This window comes from Streptomyces sp. NPDC059009, assembly GCF_042740175.1.
GTDB lineage: Bacteria > Actinomycetota > Actinomycetes > Streptomycetales > Streptomycetaceae > Streptomyces.
Map to the genome: position 1 here is coordinate 56,444 of NZ_JBHYJB010000014.1, position 15,637 is coordinate 72,080.

10 protein-coding genes are annotated in these 15,637 nt (G+C 71.7%); 6 read left to right on the forward strand and 4 right to left on the reverse strand.

Going from position 1 to position 15,637, the window contains the following annotated elements:
- Positions 1-50 precede the first annotated feature (50 nt).
- Positions 51-1,178: a ribosome small subunit-dependent GTPase A gene (gene rsgA, locus ACFWYM_RS16320; RefSeq protein WP_384836384.1), complete on the reverse strand. Its 1,128-nt coding sequence runs from the start codon at positions 1,176-1,178 to the stop codon at positions 51-53.
- An 814-nt stretch (positions 1,179-1,992) separates the two neighbouring features.
- Between rsgA and ACFWYM_RS16325 the strand changes: the two genes are divergently transcribed.
- The 4 genes from ACFWYM_RS16325 to ACFWYM_RS16340 all read left to right on the forward strand — a co-directional run bounded on the left by ACFWYM_RS16325 (position 1,993) and on the right by ACFWYM_RS16340 (position 9,282).
- Positions 1,993-5,694 carry a Z1 domain-containing protein gene (locus ACFWYM_RS16325; protein ID WP_384836387.1) on the forward strand — a complete coding sequence of 1,234 codons (3,702 nt, stop codon included), beginning with the start codon at positions 1,993-1,995 and terminating at the stop codon, positions 5,692-5,694.
- Positions 5,695-5,853: 159 nt separating this feature from the next.
- Positions 5,854-6,432: a chemotaxis protein CheB gene (locus tag ACFWYM_RS16330; protein WP_384836725.1), complete on the forward strand. Its 579-nt coding sequence runs from the start codon at positions 5,854-5,856 to the stop codon at positions 6,430-6,432.
- Entirely contained in the window at positions 6,432-8,372 is a 1,941-nt protein-coding gene (locus ACFWYM_RS16335; protein WP_384836390.1) for a CheR family methyltransferase, read from the forward strand. Before ACFWYM_RS16330 ends, ACFWYM_RS16335 begins: the two co-directional genes overlap by 1 nt.
- Positions 8,373-8,397: 25 nt before the next feature.
- Positions 8,398-9,282, forward strand: coding sequence for a GAF and ANTAR domain-containing protein (locus ACFWYM_RS16340; RefSeq protein ID WP_384836393.1), 885 nt, complete (start codon positions 8,398-8,400; stop codon positions 9,280-9,282).
- 52 nt (positions 9,283-9,334) lie between these two features.
- On the opposite strand, the gene ACFWYM_RS16345 is transcribed toward ACFWYM_RS16340, so the two are convergent.
- Complete coding sequence (locus tag ACFWYM_RS16345; protein WP_384836395.1) at positions 9,335-9,829, reverse strand: protein-tyrosine phosphatase family protein; 495 nt, start codon at positions 9,827-9,829, stop codon at positions 9,335-9,337.
- A gap of 25 nt (positions 9,830-9,854) precedes the next feature.
- Complete coding sequence (locus ACFWYM_RS16350; RefSeq protein ID WP_384836398.1) at positions 9,855-10,550, reverse strand: pyridoxamine 5'-phosphate oxidase family protein; 696 nt, start codon at positions 10,548-10,550, stop codon at positions 9,855-9,857.
- A gap of 383 nt (positions 10,551-10,933) precedes the next feature.
- Here ACFWYM_RS16350 and ACFWYM_RS16355 point away from each other — a divergent pair, with 383 nt between their 5' ends.
- Together ACFWYM_RS16355 and ACFWYM_RS16360 are read left to right on the forward strand one after the other, a co-directional pair.
- Positions 10,934-13,846: a glycoside hydrolase family 2 TIM barrel-domain containing protein gene (locus tag ACFWYM_RS16355; protein ID WP_384836401.1), complete on the forward strand. Its 2,913-nt coding sequence runs from the start codon at positions 10,934-10,936 to the stop codon at positions 13,844-13,846.
- 148 nt (positions 13,847-13,994) lie between these two features.
- Entirely contained in the window at positions 13,995-14,792 is a 798-nt protein-coding gene (locus tag ACFWYM_RS16360; protein ID WP_384836404.1) for a hypothetical protein, read from the forward strand.
- Here the strand turns inward: ACFWYM_RS16360 and ACFWYM_RS16365 are convergent.
- A complete protein-coding gene (locus ACFWYM_RS16365) occupies positions 14,734-15,393 on the reverse strand; it encodes a DUF4389 domain-containing protein (RefSeq protein WP_384836406.1) in 660 nt (219 codons plus the stop codon). The two genes, ACFWYM_RS16360 and ACFWYM_RS16365, sit on opposite strands and share 59 nt — an antisense overlap.
- Positions 15,394-15,637 lie beyond the last annotated feature (244 nt).

The window sequence follows — 15,637 nt, forward strand, 5'->3', positions numbered from 1 at the left end:
TCGACCGTGGGGCGCCCTCCGCATTCAAGGACGCCCCACGATCCCGTTCGCTAGCGCCAGCGCCCCCGCTTCGCCTCCATCGCCGCCTTGCCCTCCGCCCCCTTCAGCCGCCACTCCCGGCGGAGCTCCGCGCGCAGCCGGGCGTCCGTCTTGGCGACGATGCGCTGGTTCTCCCGGAGCAGCTTGCGGTAGCTCTCCAGGCGGCGCTCGGGCAGGGTGCCGTCCTCCAGGGCGGCCCGGACGGCGCAGCCGGGCTCGGACTCGTGGGCGCAGTCGTGGAAGCGGCAGTCGGCCGCGAGTTCCTCGATCTCCGCGAAGACCTGGCCCACGCCCGTCTCCGCGTCCCACAGGCCGACCCCGCGCAGGCCGGGCGTGTCGATGAGGACGCCGCCGCCCGGCAGGACGAGGAGGTTGCGGGTCGTCGTCGTGTGCCGGCCCTTGCCGTCGACGTCGCGGATCGCCTGGACGCCCATCACGTCGTCGCCGATCAGCGCGTTCGCCAGCGTGGACTTGCCCGCGCCGGACTGGCCGAGCAGGACCGAGGTGCCGCCGCCCACGACCGCCGCGAGGACCTCCACGCCGTCCCCGGTCTCGGCGCTCAGTGCCAGGACCGGCACGCCCGGCGCGGTGGTCTCCACGTCCTGGACGAGGTGCCCGAGCGTCACGGGGTCCGGCACCAGGTCGGACTTGGTGAGCACGACGACGGGCTGGGCGCCGGACTCCCAGCCGAGCGCCAGGAAGCGTTCGACCCGGCCGAGGTCGAGCTCGGCGGCGAGCGAGACCGCGATGATCGCGTGGTCCACGTTGGCCGCGAGGATCTGGCCCTCGGACCGCTTCGAGGAGGTGGAGCGGACGAAGGAGGTGCGGCGCGTGAGGTAGTCCCGTACGAAACGGGGGTCGCCGTCGGGGTCGACGGCGGCCCAGTCCCCGGTGCACAGGACCTTCAGCGGGTCGCGCGGCGTGACGTACTCGGTGTCCGCCCGGATGGTCCCGGCGGCCGTGATCACGTCGCACTGTCCCCGGTCGACCCGCACGACCCGGCCGGGCACCAGGCCCTGCGCCGCGTACGGGGCGAACTCGGCCTCCCAGTCGGCGTCCCAGCCGTACGCGGCAAGGGAGTTCGACGAGGACGACGAAGACGAGGACGAGGACGAAGAAGCGAAAGAAGAGGAAGACAAGGGGTGACCCTTCAAGGAGGTGACCCCGGCGCGCGCGAGCTCGCGAGGAAGGAAGAGGAAGGTCAGCCGGGGATCACGGAGAGGTGGGAGGACTTCTGGTTGCGGGCAACGCCCATCGCGGCAACAGCCATCGGTCACACCTCCTGGATCACACTCAGCGGACAACAGCGGCACCGGGCCGCCGTCCGAACAACCGGAACCTTAGACGCAGCTCCCTGCGGCGCGCCAACTCTTTTTCCGGCACCGATCGACTACTTAACGCGCCCTGGGGGCCGAGCGGCGCCGCGGGGGTGCCGACACTTTCCCTCCCAGGGCATCCCCCGAGGCATCCGCCCGGGACATCCGCCCGGTCACAACCCCTGCACCCACCAGACGAGCCATGCCGCGAGCGCGCCGCCCAACGCGGTGGCCACGCCCCGCAGTACGAACCGGCCGAACGTCTGCCAGACCGCACGGGCCGGCCGGCCCAACCAGCGCAACCGGCCCAACCGGCCCAACCGGCCGAACCGGCGGGCCGGCTGACGTGCCGGCTGACGTGCCGACCGACGTGCCGGCTGACGGGCGGTCCCCGCCTGCCTTCGCACGCGGTCGCCCGCCGACTTCCTCGCACGCTTGCCCATCGCTCGACTTCCTCACGTGCGCGCCGCGCACCTCGGGGTGCGGCCACGGTCATGGCCGTACCCCGAACCGTTCCGCGATCGGCTCCTGTTGCGCCCGAGGCAACGCGTTGCCGACGCCGGTGCAACAGACCGGGCCTGTTGCCAATACCCCGGCAACAGACACCGGCCGGCTCGCCGCGCGGTAGGACTGTCTGGTGCCGTCAGAACAGTGGTCAGCGGGGACTCTGCAAGAGCTGAGGGAGGACCTGCCCGAACTCGACCGGGCCCTGGCCGAAGCGCTGCGCGCCGCGTTCAAGGTCATGGGCATCTCCCTCAGGAGCTACGCCGACCGACTGCACATGGACGTGGGGGCGGTCAGCCGATATCTGAGCGGGCGGCGGACCCCACCCAGGGACTTCGTCGAGAAAGTCATCGAGCTGGCCGGGGGCCGGCTCAGCCCGCAGGCGGCCGCGACCCTGCGGCAGCTCCACGGCCGCAAGGCCGAGAAGGCCGCCACCCGGCAGCACCGGGAGACCATGGCCGCCCTGTACCGGGCCCAGTCGGAGAACCGTGGACTGCGGACCCAACTCCGCCTGTCGTGCGGGCCGTTGGCCGAACCGGCCGATCCCGGCCTCGCCGAGCTGGAGCGGTACGCCACGCTGCGCACCGCCGGTGCCCGCGACGCCGTGACCTGTGTGTCGCCCGACACCCATCGCCGCTGGCGCACCGTCCTGCGCCAGCACGACCGTGCCCCGGTCCTGACCTGGACGGACACCGGGCCGGGCACCCCGGAGCGACGGCTCGCCAGCTACCGGCGCCTGGAGCTCGGTCCGTTGCACCGCGACGCCCTCGACGAGCTCGTGCCGTTGCCGGGCGCCGGCGAGACGCCTCCTGACGAGGGCGTGGTCGAGGTCCATGCCCTGGCGCTGGGCGCCATGCGCGCCAACGGACCCCGGCCGCTCACCCGGGCCCTCTCGTACTGGTCCGAGGACCGGCCGTCCGCGACGGCCCCCGACACATCCGACACCTCCGACACCTCCGATACCTCCGGCACATCGGACGCGTTCGACTCGAGCGAGTTCGCCTTCCGCGGTCACCTGGAGTCGAGCGGCGGCACGGGCCCCCTCCGCGACATGTGGCGGCAGGCCCTCGCCGCCTGGGACCACGCCGAGCGGCCCGCCTGGACGGGCACCGCGCCCCGTACCGGTGAGCGCCGCACCGCGGTGTACGACCTCCTCGCGCTGGAGCCGGAGACCCGCAGACTGCTCGCGCAGCTGGCCCCGGTCTGCTTCACCGACGGACCGATCGTCATCGGCGGCGCGTTCACCCCGTGGTACTCGCCCACGCACCGGCCCGGTGCCCCCTGGTACTGGCCCGCGTACGAGCGCCACTTGACGCGGATCAAGGGGTGGGCCCCGGACGCGGCGGCCGGTGTGGGTGCGAGCGCCGACCAGGTGGTCGCGCGCCTCGCCGACCCGACCGATCCCTCCGCCTACCAGGCCAAGGGTCTGGTCGTCGGGTACGTCCAGTCCGGAAAGACCGCCAACATCACGGGGGTGGTCGCCAAGGCCGTCGACGTCGGCTACCGGTTGATCATCGTCCTGAGCGGCTCGCTCAACATCCTCCGCGCCCAGACACAGCGGCGCATGGACCAGGAACTGGTGGGCCGCGAGAACATCCTGCGCGATGCCCCCGAAGAGGACTGCGAGTACGCCGCGGACCCGGAGTGGCAGGCAGGGGAGTTCCTGACACACGGTGGACTCCCGTCCCGCCTCGGCGCGTTCGACGTTCTCCGGCTCACGACCCTGAACAGCGACTACCAGCCCCTGCGGCAGGGGATCGCCGCGCTCGAATTCGAGAAGGCCGACCCCACGCTGCCGCTCCACCACCCGGCCAACCTGCACCGCACGGCCGCCCGGCTCCTGGTGGTCAAGAAGAACAAGGCCGTGCTCGACACCCTCGTCAGGGATCTGCGCAGGCTCGGTGGCCAGCTCCAGGAGATCCCGGCGCTGATCGTGGACGACGAGTCCGATCACGGATCGGTCAACACGGTGCACCCCGGCAGGCAGCGTGAAGGTGTCGAGCGGAGCGCCATCAACGCACTCGTCTCGCGGTTGCTGAGGATGCTCCCCCGGGCCCAGTACGTCGCGTACACGGCCACGCCGTTCGCCAACGTCCTCATCGACCCGCACGACGCCGAGGACGTCTTCCCCAAGGACTTCGTGCTCTCGCTGCCCCGTCCGGCGGGATACATGGGCGCACGCGACTTCCACGACCTCGACTCCGCCGTCCCGCCCGGGCAGCGGACGGTCGCCAACTCCCAGGAGCGGGCGCATGTCCGCCCCATCCTCGACGACGCCCCGGGCAACGACTCCTCCCTGCAGGAGGCCCTGGACTCCTTCGTCCTCTCCGGCGCGGTCAAGATGTACCGCGAGGCCCACGACCCGAGCGGTGTCAGCTACCGCCACCACACCATGCTGGTCCATGAGTCCGTGCGCATCGCCGACCACCGTGAGCTCACCCACCGTCTGCTCCGGCTCTGGTACGCGCCCGACGCATCGACCGGCCCGGCCCTCGACCGGCTGCGGCAGCTGCACGACCGGGACTTCGCGCCGGTCTCCGCCCACCGCGCCGGTGACCTCGTGTTCCCCGCGTCGTTCGACGAGCTCGTCCCGTACGTCGACGCCGCCCGCGCCCGCATCGCCCAGGGCGAGGAGAAGCCCGTGGTCGTCCTCAACGGCGACAAGGACATCGAGCGGGGCACCGTGGACTTCGACCGGCGCCCCGTATGGAAGATCCTCGTCGGCGGGGCCAAGCTCTCCCGGGGCTTCACCGTCGAGGGGCTCACGGTCAGCTACTACCGCCGGGCCGCCACCCAGGCCGACACACTGATGCAGATGGGCCGCTGGTTCGGCTTCCGCCCCGGGTACGCCGACCTGGTCCGCCTCTACATCAGCCGGAGCGAGGCGGCAGGGAACTCCGACGTCGACCTCTACGAGGCGTTCGCGGCGATGTGCCGGGACGAGGAGGACTTCCGGTCCCAACTCGCCGACTACGCACACCTGGTGGACGGCAGCCCCATGGTCACCCCGGCACAGCTCCCGCCGCTGATCGCCCAGCACCTGTCCTGGCTCAGGCCGACCAGCCCGAGCAAGATGTACAACGCGGAGCTCGTGGAGGTCAGGTCGCCGGGACGCTGGATCGAACCGTCGGCCTATCCCGCGCAGGCCGCCGCGAAGCGCAGGAACACGGAGCGCTGGCAGCCCGTCCTCGATGCCTTCCAGGGGCCCCTGAGCACCATCGCGCCCCCCGCCGACGCCACCCTCCGGACCGGCCCCTTCCTCGCCCGCACCGCCGTCGTCGGGCACGCGCAGCTCCTGGACGTACTCGGTGGGCTGGAGTGGTCGCGCCCCGACCACTTCATGCCGCACCTCACGTATCTCCAGGCGGTCGGCGCGGCCGAGACGCCCATCGAGGACTGGCTGGTGCTCGCTCCCCAACTCGCCTCGCCGCACCGCAGGGCCGGATCCGTACTCGGCTCCCCGGAGCTCTCCCTCTTTGTCCGCAACCGGCGCAGGGGGCCCTACTTCGGCAGCATCAGCGATCCGGGCCATCGCAACACGGCCCGGGCGCTGCGGGCGGACATGGCGAGCACGGCGGACACGGCGGGCACGGCGGGGACGGCGGGGACGGCGGGGACGGCGGGCCGCAGGGGCATCGCCCTGCTCTACCCGGTCCTGGACGCGCAGGACGCCGATGGCGCCGTGCTCCTCCCGGACGGGACCGTCGACCCGTCCCGGATCTCCCTCGCCTTCGCCCTGCTCTCCCCCGAGAACCCCGCAGCCGCCGACTCCGGGCTGGTCCGCTTCCGCGCCAAGGACTCCGCACTGACAGACCGCCCCATCGTCGATCGGTGACCAGAGCCGTCGGCGGCCCCACGGCGGAGCCCGGCCGCGACCTGTGCGCGGGCCAGGGGAGGCCCAGGACCGGGCCGGCACCGGAAAGGGGGTGATCTGGGAGGGAACCGCCCTGCCAAGCTCCGCTAGGCTCGCCATGTGACCTCGGAACCGTACGAGATGGAGCCGTACGCGGTGGTGGCCGTGGCATCGTCGGCCGGGGGGGTACAGGGACTCAGCACGGTGCTCGGTGCCTTCGGCGCGGACTTCCCGCTGCCCGTGGTCGTCGTGCAGCACCTCGATCCACGGCATCGCACGCTCATCGCCGACGTGCTGTCCCGGCGCACCCGGCTCTCCGTGAAGCTCGCGGAGGACCGGGAGCGGGTCAAGGGCGGCACGGTCTATCTGGCGCCGCCGAACCGGCACCTCCTGATCGGGCCGGAGGGGAACATCTCCCTCTCGGACAGTGAACTCGTCCACTTCGTCCGGCCGTCGGCGGATCTGCTCTTCGAGTCGGTGGCCGGGGCGTACGGGTCGCGGGCCATCGCCTGCGTGCTGACCGGGACCGGCGTGGACGGTGCCATGGGGGTGGACGCGGTGAAGTCGCGGGGCGGCACGGTCATCGTGGAGGATCCACGGACAGCCCAGTTCGGGGGAATGCCGGGGGCGGCGGTGGACACCGGAGCCGTCGACTTCGTGCTACCTCTTGAAGAAATCGCCGCGGCCATCCGCGAGCTCGTCGAGACCAAGAGGCAGTGATGAACGATCAGTCCGGGCCGCCCGAACCGACCGGAGCACCCGAACCGACCGGAGCACCCGAACCGACCGGAGCACCCGAACCGACCGAGACGACCGGGTCGGCTCAGGATCTGGAGGACCTGCTCGAGTTCATCCGTGACGCGCGGGGCTTCGACTTCACCGGCTACAAGCGGTCCACGCTGACCCGCCGCATCCGCAAGCGGATGGCCCACGTGGAGCTGGGGGAGTACGCGGACTACCGGGACCGCCTGGAGACCGACCAGGACGAGTTCCACGAGCTGTTCAACACGATCCTCATCAATGTGACCTCGTTCTTCCGCGACGTGGACGCCTGGGACCTGATGCAGCGCGAGATCGTGCCGCGGATCGTGGACTCCGGGGAGCCGGACAGCGAGATCCGGGTGTGGAGCGCGGGCTGCTCCAGCGGCGAGGAGGCGTACTCGCTGGCCATCATGTTCGCGGAGGCGCTCGGCATCGAGGAGTGCCTGAAGCGCGTGAAGATCTACGCGACGGACGTCGACGAGGAGGCGCTGCGCGAGGGCCGCGCGGCCCAGTATCCGAGCCGGGGCCTGGAGGCGCTCTCGCCGGAGCTGCGCGACCGGTACTTCGAGCAGTACGGCACCTCGTACTCCTTCCGCACGGACCTGCGCCGCCGGGTCATCTTCGGCCGCCACGACATCACCCGGGACGCCCCCATCTCCCGGCTGGACCTGCTGGTGTGCCGGAACACGCTGATGTACTTCAACGTGGAGGCGCAGCAGCAGATCCTGGACCGCTTCCACTTCGCCCTGCGCGAGAGCGGCTTCCTCTTCCTCGGCAAGGCCGAGATGCTCCTGAACGGCGGGGAGCGGTTCGAGACCATCAGCATGCGCCAGCGCGTCTTCCAGCGCAGCCCCGGCGTCAGTGCCCCGCCGCAGCAGACCGCGCCGCCGAGGTTCCGGGCCGGGCTCGGCGGGGAGATGCAGGCCGTCACGCGCGCCCGCGAGCTGCGCGACCTGATCCTGGACACGTCCGCGGGCGCGAGCATCGCCCTGGACACGGCGGGCGTCGTGGTGATGGTCAACAACGAGGCGCGGGCCCAGTTCGGGCTCACCCCCAACGACGTGGGCCGCCCCTTCCAGGACCTGGAGATCTCCTACCGGCCCACCGAGCTGCGCTCCCTGGTCGACCAGGCCACCCATGAGCGGCGGACGCTGCGCATCAACGGGGCGGTGCGGCAGCTCAGCAACGACGTGCAGTACCTCGACATCGTCATCCAGCCGGTCCTCGCCGGCTCCGGCATGCCCGTGGCGACGAACGTCACCTTCACCGACGTCACCATGCAGACCCGCCTCAAGGAAGAGGTGAAGAAGGTCCGCGAGGACCTGGAGACGGCCTACGAGGAACTCCAGTCCACCAATGAGGAGTTGGAGACCACCAACGAAGAACTCCAGTCGAGCATCGAGGAACTGGAGACAACGAACGAGGAACTCCAGTCCACGAACGAGGAGTTGGAGACCACCAACGAAGAACTCCAGTCGGGCAACGAGGAACTGGAGACGATGAACGACGAGCTGCGCGTGCGCACCTCGGACCTGGACGAGACCCGGGCCTTCCTGGAGGGCGTCGTCGGCAGCATCGCGGCGGGCGTGGTGGTGCTGTCCGCGGACCTGACGGTGCGCAGCTGGAACCGCGGCGCGGTCGACCTGTGGGGGCTGCAGCCCGAGGAGGTGCTCGACGAGTCGTTCTTCGGGCTCGACTTCGGGCTGCCCACCCACGAGTTGCGCGAGGTCATCGACACGTGCATCCGGTCGGGCAAGCGGTCCGGACCGGTCCAGGTGCCGTCCGTGAACCGCATCGGCCGCTCCATCCAGTGCGCGGTGATCTGCTCCCCGTTCGACGGGCACAACGGCGGGGTGGTGTTGCTCATGGAAGACCTCACCGCCCAGGGTGCCGGGTGAACCGTAAGCCCGTACGCTGTCCAACATGACGGTCACACCTGGCGGTTCGGACGCCGTGGCCGAGGGTGGGCAGATGATCGCCGCCCTCTACCGGGCGGTCCTCGCTGCCGGACGCGCCGCCCGCGAGCTCGCACTCGCGGAGCGGCACGACCGCCTCGCCGCCGAGGGCAGCAAGCGCAACACCGCGTGGCACACGGAACTCGCGGACCGGCACCGCAGCACCGCTCACTGCCACATCACCGCGTCCCGGCTGCAGTACTCCTTCGCCGACGGCGTAGTGAGCTGGTTCAGCAACCGCGAGAGCCGCCGCCCCCTTTTCATGTCGGGCGTCGCGGACGCCTGCGGCACCCGCAGCGCCGCCCTGACACTCCTCGGTGCCGATCTGACCCAGCTCGCGGTCGCCGCGTCCGACGTCCGCTCGGGCGAGGCCCAGGACCTGGAGTACATCCTGAGCGAGGGCCCGGCGCTCGACGCCGCGCGCAGTGGCAGGCGGGTGAGCGCGTCGGGCACGGCCATCGAGCGGCGCTGGCCGAGTTATGGGTGCGGTCTGTCCGAGCTCGGCATCGACTCGGTGATCGCGCTGCCCCTGACGGTCTCCTCCTCGTGCATCGGCGCACTGACCCTCTTCGACCCGCCCTTGAGGGCCGCGGAGCGCGACTCCGGCTCATTCCGCGAGGTCGCCGAGGCCCTCGCGAAGTCCATCCTGCTCGGCCCGGAGGCCGACCCCGACCTGTACGGCAACACGGACCACCGCGCCACGGTCCACCAGGCGGCGGGTTCGCTCTCCATACAGGCGGGCTGCACGGTCACGGACGCGCTCGACCTGATCAAGGCGCGGGCGTTCTCGGAGGGGAAGCCGTCGGCGGAGGTTGCGCGGAGGGTGTTGTCGGGGGAGTTGAAGCTCAACTGAGGTGCCGCGCCGCCCCGGCCGCAAGGTGAGCGCATGCGGGACGGGTGCGCTTTCAGCGCGTGAAGCGGCGTACGTAGCGGCGCTGCCACGGGGTCTCCACGGCGTGCCGGTCGTAGTGGCGGCGCACATGGTCCACGGCTTCCGCCGCCGGGACGCCGTCGAGCACGGCGAGGCAGGCGAGCGCGGTGCCGGTGCGGCCCCGGCCGCCCCCGCAGGCGACCTCCACCCTGCTGTGCGCCGCGCGCTCCCACACGTCCACGAGGACGGCGCGGGCCTCCTCCCGGTCGGCGGGCAACCGGAAGTCGGGCCAGCGCAGCCAGCGGAACTCCCAGGGCTGGGCGGCCGGTTGCCTGCCCAGGAGGTAGACGCCGTACTCGGGGACGGGCCCCGCGGGCAGGGGGTGACGCAGACCGCGGCCGCGGACGAGACGGCCGGAGGGGAGCGAGAGGATGCCAGGGGCGGTGGGGTCCCAGGGGGCGTAGGGGTCGTGGGGGTGGTGAGGGTCGCGGGGCTGCGGTGGGGTGGCGTCGCCGGGTTGCGAGGTCATCCGGGCACTGTACGGGGCGGCCCCGTCATGCGTACGGGCGGTTGAAACCCGCGATGTGCGGGGGCAGCGGTATGCCCGGGGCGAGCTGCGGGTCGGCCGCCGGTGTGCCCCAACTCCACGTCAGCGGAAGGTTTCCGGCCCATACGGGGAGCTCGGCATCGGGTCCTTCGCCGTCCTCGGGCGGACCCGAGCTGGTCTTCACGGACGCCTCTTCGAGGGAGAGGGCGAGCAGGGTGGTGGCGGCGAGTTCCCTGCGGTCGGGGCGGCGGGCGTAGTCCCACTGTCCCGGTGTCACGTGCTCGGTGAGCACGCGCAGGCCCTCGAGCTTCTCGTCCGGGTCGGTGATCTTGCGGGGCACTCCGTGGATCATCGCGCTCCGGTAGTTCACGCCGTGCTCGAAGACGGAGCGGGCGAGGACGAGGCCGTCGACGTGGGTGACGGTGACGCAGACGGAGGCGTCGGGGTTCGCGGCGAGGCTGCGGCTGGCCACGGAGCCGTGGAGGTAGAGGTTCGTCTCGTCGCGGCCGTAGACCGTGGGGATGACCACGGGGTGGTCGTCGATCAGGACGCCGAGGTGGCAGATGAAGCCGGCGTCGAGGATGGCGTCGAGGTGGGGGCGATGGAGGCTGCCTTGGGCTTTCAGGCGGGTGTGGCGGGTGCGGGGTGTCTCGGGGAGACGGGGCGAGAGCTGGTCGGGCTGTTCTGGCTGTTCGGTGGTCACACCTGGGGAAGGTACCGATTTCGCTGGGCTTTGGCCATGAGGGTGCTGTTTTGGTCTGGGGGCTGGGTGCCGTGCTACGAAATCCGTACCCTGGGGATGGGTGGGGTGTTGCCCTGCGGGGCTTCTTTCCCCAACCCCGCCCCTTCCCGATACGGCGACTCCGTCGCCCCGAGCGGACCTCCTGGGGCTGCGCCCCTAGACCCCACTATCGGCGCTGAACGCGCCTCGTCCTCAATCGCCGGACGGGCTGAGAGGCCGGCCCGTCCGGGGGTCTGGGGGCGGAGCCCCCTGCGCGCGCGGAGCGCGCCAATAGATGCAGCGGGAAGGGGCGGGGTTGGGGAAAAGGCCCCGCAGGGACGACCCCGCACGGTCTCATGGAGACCATGGAGCTCCCCTACCACGAGGACACGTCGCCCGGCACCGGCTGTCTTCCGCCCCGCGCCTGGTACGCCTCCTCCGACGCCGCCTCCCTCTCCCTCAACGGCCTCTGGCGATTCCGCCTCTCCCCCACGGCCGACCTCCCCGACATCCCCCGACTCCTCGCAGACACCGGAACCGACACCGACCCCCACTCCTGGCGGGACCTCCAAGTCCCCGGCCACTGGGTCCTCCAGGGGCACGGCACCCCCATCTACACCAACACCCCCTACCCCTTCCCCGTGGACCCGCCCCGCGTCCCCACCGAGAACCCCACCGGCGACCACCTCCGCCACTTCGACCTGCCCGCCCAGTGGCCCGCCACCGGCGGCTCCGTCCTCCGCTTCGACGGCGTCGAGTCCTGCGCCCGCGTCTGGCTCAACGGCACCGAGCTCGGTGAGTTCAAGGGCTCCCGGCTGCCCCACGAGTTCGCGGTCGGGCACCTCCTGCGCCCCGAGGGCAACGTCCTCGCCGTCCGCGTCCACCAGTGGTCCTCCGGGTCCTATCTGGAAGATCAGGACCAGTGGTGGCTGCCCGGCATCTTCCGCGACGTCACCCTCCTGCACCGCCCCGAAGGCTGCGCCCTCGACTTCTTCACCCACGCCTCGTACGACCACCGGGCCCGCACCGGCACCCTCCGCGTCGACTCCGACGTGCACGGCCGCGTCACCGTCCCCGAGCTCGGCGTGGACGTCGCCACCGGCGAGTCCGTGACCGCGCCCGTCGAGCCGTGGACCGCCGAGACGCCCCGCCTCTACGACGGTGAACTCGCCCTCCCCGGCGAGCGGATCCCCCTGCGCATCGGCTTCCGCACCGTCGCCGTCGAGGACGGGGTCATCAAGGTCAACGGGCGCCGGATCCTCTTCCGCGGCGTCAACCGGCACGAGTTCCACCCCGACACCGGGCGCGCCCTCGACCTCGCCACGATGCGCACCGACGTCCTGCTCATGAAGCAGCACAACATCAACGCCGTCCGCACCAGCCACTACCCGCCCCACCCCGCCTTCCTCGGCCTCTGCGACGAGCTGGGTCTCTGGGTCATCGACGAATGCGACCTGGAGACGCACGGGTTCGGGGCGCAGAACGGCTGGCGCGGCAATCCCGTCGACGACGAGCGCTGGACGCCCGCCCTCCTCGATCGGGCCGCCCGCATGGTCGAGCGCGACAAGAACCACCCCTCGGTCGTCGTCTGGTCGCTGGGCAACGAGTGCGGGACGGGGCGCGGGCTCTCCGCCATGGCGCAGTGGATCCGCGGCCGTGACCGGGACCGGCTCCTCCACTACGAAGGTGACCCGTCCTGCAAGGACACCGACATGTACTCCCGCATGTACGCCGACCACCCGGAAGTCGAACGGATCGGGAGGCGGGAGGATGAGGGGGGATCCGCCGCGCGGGCTCAACTGCCCTTCATTCTCTGTGAGTACGCGCACGCCATGGGCAACGGACCCGGCGGGCTCGACGAGTACCAGCGGCTCTTCGAGACGTACGAGCGCTGCCAGGGCGGCTTCGTCTGGGAGTGGATCGACCACGGCCTGAGCCACCCGGAGTACGGCTACGCGTACGGCGGGGACTTCGGGGAGGAGCTGCACGACGGGAACTTCGTCTGTGACGGGCTGTGCTTCCCGGACCGGATGCCGTCGCCGGGGCTGCGCGCGTACAAGCACGTCATCCAGCCCGTGCGGTTCGCCTACGACCCGGGCGCGGGCACCGTCCGCGTCACCAACCTCCACGACTTCGCCGACCTCTCCGGCCTGTCCTTCGCGTGGAACTACATCCTCGACAGTGAGGAAAAGAGTTCGGAGGCAGGAGAGTTGGCGGTTCCCGCCGATCTTGCCCCTGGTGCCTCCGTCGAGCTGAAGCTGCCCGATCCGCCCGCCCTGAGCCGCTCCGCCGAGACCTGGCTGCACCTCACCGCGATGGTGGGTGAGGAGGGGAAGCCGTGGGCGCCGGTGGACCATGTGGTGGCGCGTGGTGAGTTCGCCGTGTCGGAGCGGGCGCCGCTCCGTGCCGCCCTGGGGCGGGCGCCGCGGCGTGACCCGGACGGGCTGCTCGCGCTCGGCCCGGGGCGCTTCGACGCGCGCACCGGTGAGCTCAGGACCCTGGACGGGATGCGGCTGGCCGCGGGGCCGCGGCTCGAGGTGTGGCGTGCCCCTACCGACAACGACTACGGAATGCCCTGGCTCCGTGACCCTCAACTCGCCGTGCGGTGGCGGGCCTTGGGACTGCATCGGATGCACCATCGCGTCGACGCCGTCGAGGTGGCCGAGGACGCTCTCGTCGTGCGCACGCGTGTCGCTCCCGCCGCGCGCGACCTGGCCCTGCGGACCGTGTACCGGTGGACGTCCGACGGGGAGCGGCTGCGCCTAGCCGTGTCCGTGGCGCCCGAGGGCGAGTGGACCGAGCCGCTGCCCCGGCTCGGTGTGCGGCTAGGGCTGCCCGCCTCCCTGACGTACGCGCACTGGTTCGGCGCCGTCGAGGAGGGTTATCCGGACACCGACTCCGCCTCGCACATGGGGCGTTGGTGCATGGATGTCGGGCGGATGCAGACGCCGTACGTGCGGCCGCAGGAGAACGGTGCGCGGCCCGGGGTGCGGTGGGCCGAGCTGCGGACCCGGTTCTCCGGGGGCGGGGTGCGGGTGGAGGGGGAGCCGCCCTTCTGGTTCACCGCGCGGCCCTGGACGACCGAGCAGCTGGACGCCGCCCGGCACCGCACGGACCTCTCCCCCGGCCCGGCGGTCTGGGTCCACCTCGACCACGGGCAGCACGGCATGGGGTCGGGGTCGTGCGGGCCCGGTGTGCTGCCGCAGCATCAACTGCGGCCCGAGCAGGCCGAGTTCGCCTTCGTCCTCAGCTCCGTCGACGCACAGCGAGTCGAGTAGCGGGGTGTCCTGTGGATGACCTGTCAGTGCCTTTCGGCGCGTGGCCCCATGCCGTATGGATGGACCCCATGCCGTACGGATGAAGCGGCGGGGCGGCTGACCGGCCCCCGCCGGGCGGCGCGGGCGCGCGAGCGAGGGGGCACACTGCATGGGTGGTCGGCACGTCCAGCGGGCCCTACGGCTCCTCGAGGGGTCCCTGAGCGACGCGGCCGCGCTGTCCGAGGGGCACCTGATGGGCGCCGCGTGCTCGGCCGTCGCCGAACTCGGCTCCCGGGAGCGGCTCGTGCCGCTCTTGCGGGACCTCGCGGCCGGTGCGGGCGACCCGGCGGGCTGTGCCCGGCTCTCGTACCGCCATGTGCTCGGCTTCGACAAGCTGCTGCTCGTCGACGGCGGCCCGTGCCGGATGCTGCGGGCGCACATCTGGCATCCGGGCGTGCGCACGGAGAGCCGCGAGGACATCCACAACCACCGCTCGCCGCTCGCCTCGCACGTGGTGCGGGGCGCCCTCGGCATGGAGCTGTACGAGACGGCGCCGGAGGGCTCCATCCCGGCCTCCTGGTACCGCGAGTCGCTCTCTGCGCGGGAGGGCGACTGGCTGCTGGAACCGGCGGGCCCGGCGCGCCTGCGGCTCACGCAGGTCGCGCGGTACGGGGCGGGCAGCGGGTACGCGCTGCCGCCGTACGCCCTGCACCGCGCGTGGTGCGCCTCGGCGGGGCCGACGGTGACGCTGTTCCTGGAGACCGGCTCGGTGCGGCGGCGGTACACGGACGTGTTCGCGGCGTCCGGGGTGCGGCGTGGTGGCACGGCGGTGCCGAAGCGGCCGCTGGCCGCGGCGGAGTATCTGGCGGAACTGGGCACGCTGGCCGACCTGTTGAGCGACCGGAGGGTCAGGAAGTCGGCTCGCGTTCGCCCGGGTCGAGCCGGTACGGCGGGTAGACGTCCGTGAGCAGCGTCCCGTACGCGATGACGCGCATGACCCAGCGGTGCAGGCCCAGGTTGAGGTCGAACATGCCGCGCGGGTAGTAGCCGCGGAAGAGCAGGCACACCCCGGCGTAGAAGGTGAGCAGGCCGGCGAGCCCGCCGTTGATGCGGTAGCCGCCGGAGAAGAAGGCCGCGACGAGGAGCTGCGGCAGCACGAGCAGCCACCACTTGACGAGGACGAGCCCCCGGGACAGCTGCTCCGGGTAGACGACGTCGAGGCGCGCGGGGTAGCCGGGGTCGTCGTCCAGGGAGAACGGCGGGTAGCGGTCGGTGCCGAGCGAGCCGTACGCGTAGTACTCCACCCGCCAGGTCCAGCGCAGCACGCCGACGTTGAACTCGAAGAGGTGCAGCGGGTAGCGCCCCGTGAAGAGGATGGCGAACAGCGCGACGACGCTGATCAGGAAGTACGCGATCCACAGGAAGGCGAGCAGGAAGTAGTGCGGGATCGCGAGCAGCCACTTGACGAGCCACAGCCAGCGGGACAGGGCGGGTTCGTAGTCCGCCTCCAGGCGGACGGGGCTGATCGGGTGGGTCACCGGTGCCTTCGTCATCGGCGTGGACGACATGGGCGATCACCTCCCCCGCGGGCGCGGGTCGGCCCGCTCTCCCTTCCCGTGTACGGCTGGCCGCGCGCCCCCGCAAGGAGAGGCGCGGTGTCCGTTTGCGCCATGTGCAAGGCGCCCGTTCGTGTCAGGTGCGGGGTGTCCGTTTCCTTCAAGACCGGGCCGGGTCCGCCGCCTACGTTGGGTCACATGAACACGAACAGCACCGACGGACCGGCCACCGGCACCCACCCCGCCCCGCACCTCG

Excerpts from the sequence above, each read along its gene's own strand:
- ACFWYM_RS16330 (WP_384836725.1), top strand. The coding sequence starts at position 5,854 with ATGGAGCCGTACGCGGTGGTGGCCGTGGCATCGTCGGCCGGGGGGGTA.
- ACFWYM_RS16335 (WP_384836390.1), top strand. The coding sequence starts at position 6,432 with ATGAACGATCAGTCCGGGCCGCCCGAACCGACCGGAGCACCCGAACCG.
- ACFWYM_RS16340 (WP_384836393.1), top strand. The coding sequence starts at position 8,398 with ATGACGGTCACACCTGGCGGTTCGGACGCCGTGGCCGAGGGTGGGCAG.
- ACFWYM_RS16345 (WP_384836395.1), bottom strand. The coding sequence starts at position 9,829 with ATGACCTCGCAACCCGGCGACGCCACCCCACCGCAGCCCCGCGACCCT.
- ACFWYM_RS16355 (WP_384836401.1), top strand. The coding sequence starts at position 10,934 with ATGGAGCTCCCCTACCACGAGGACACGTCGCCCGGCACCGGCTGTCTT.
- ACFWYM_RS16360 (WP_384836404.1), top strand. The coding sequence starts at position 13,995 with ATGGGTGGTCGGCACGTCCAGCGGGCCCTACGGCTCCTCGAGGGGTCC.
- ACFWYM_RS16365 (WP_384836406.1), bottom strand. The coding sequence starts at position 15,393 with ATGTCGTCCACGCCGATGACGAAGGCACCGGTGACCCACCCGATCAGC.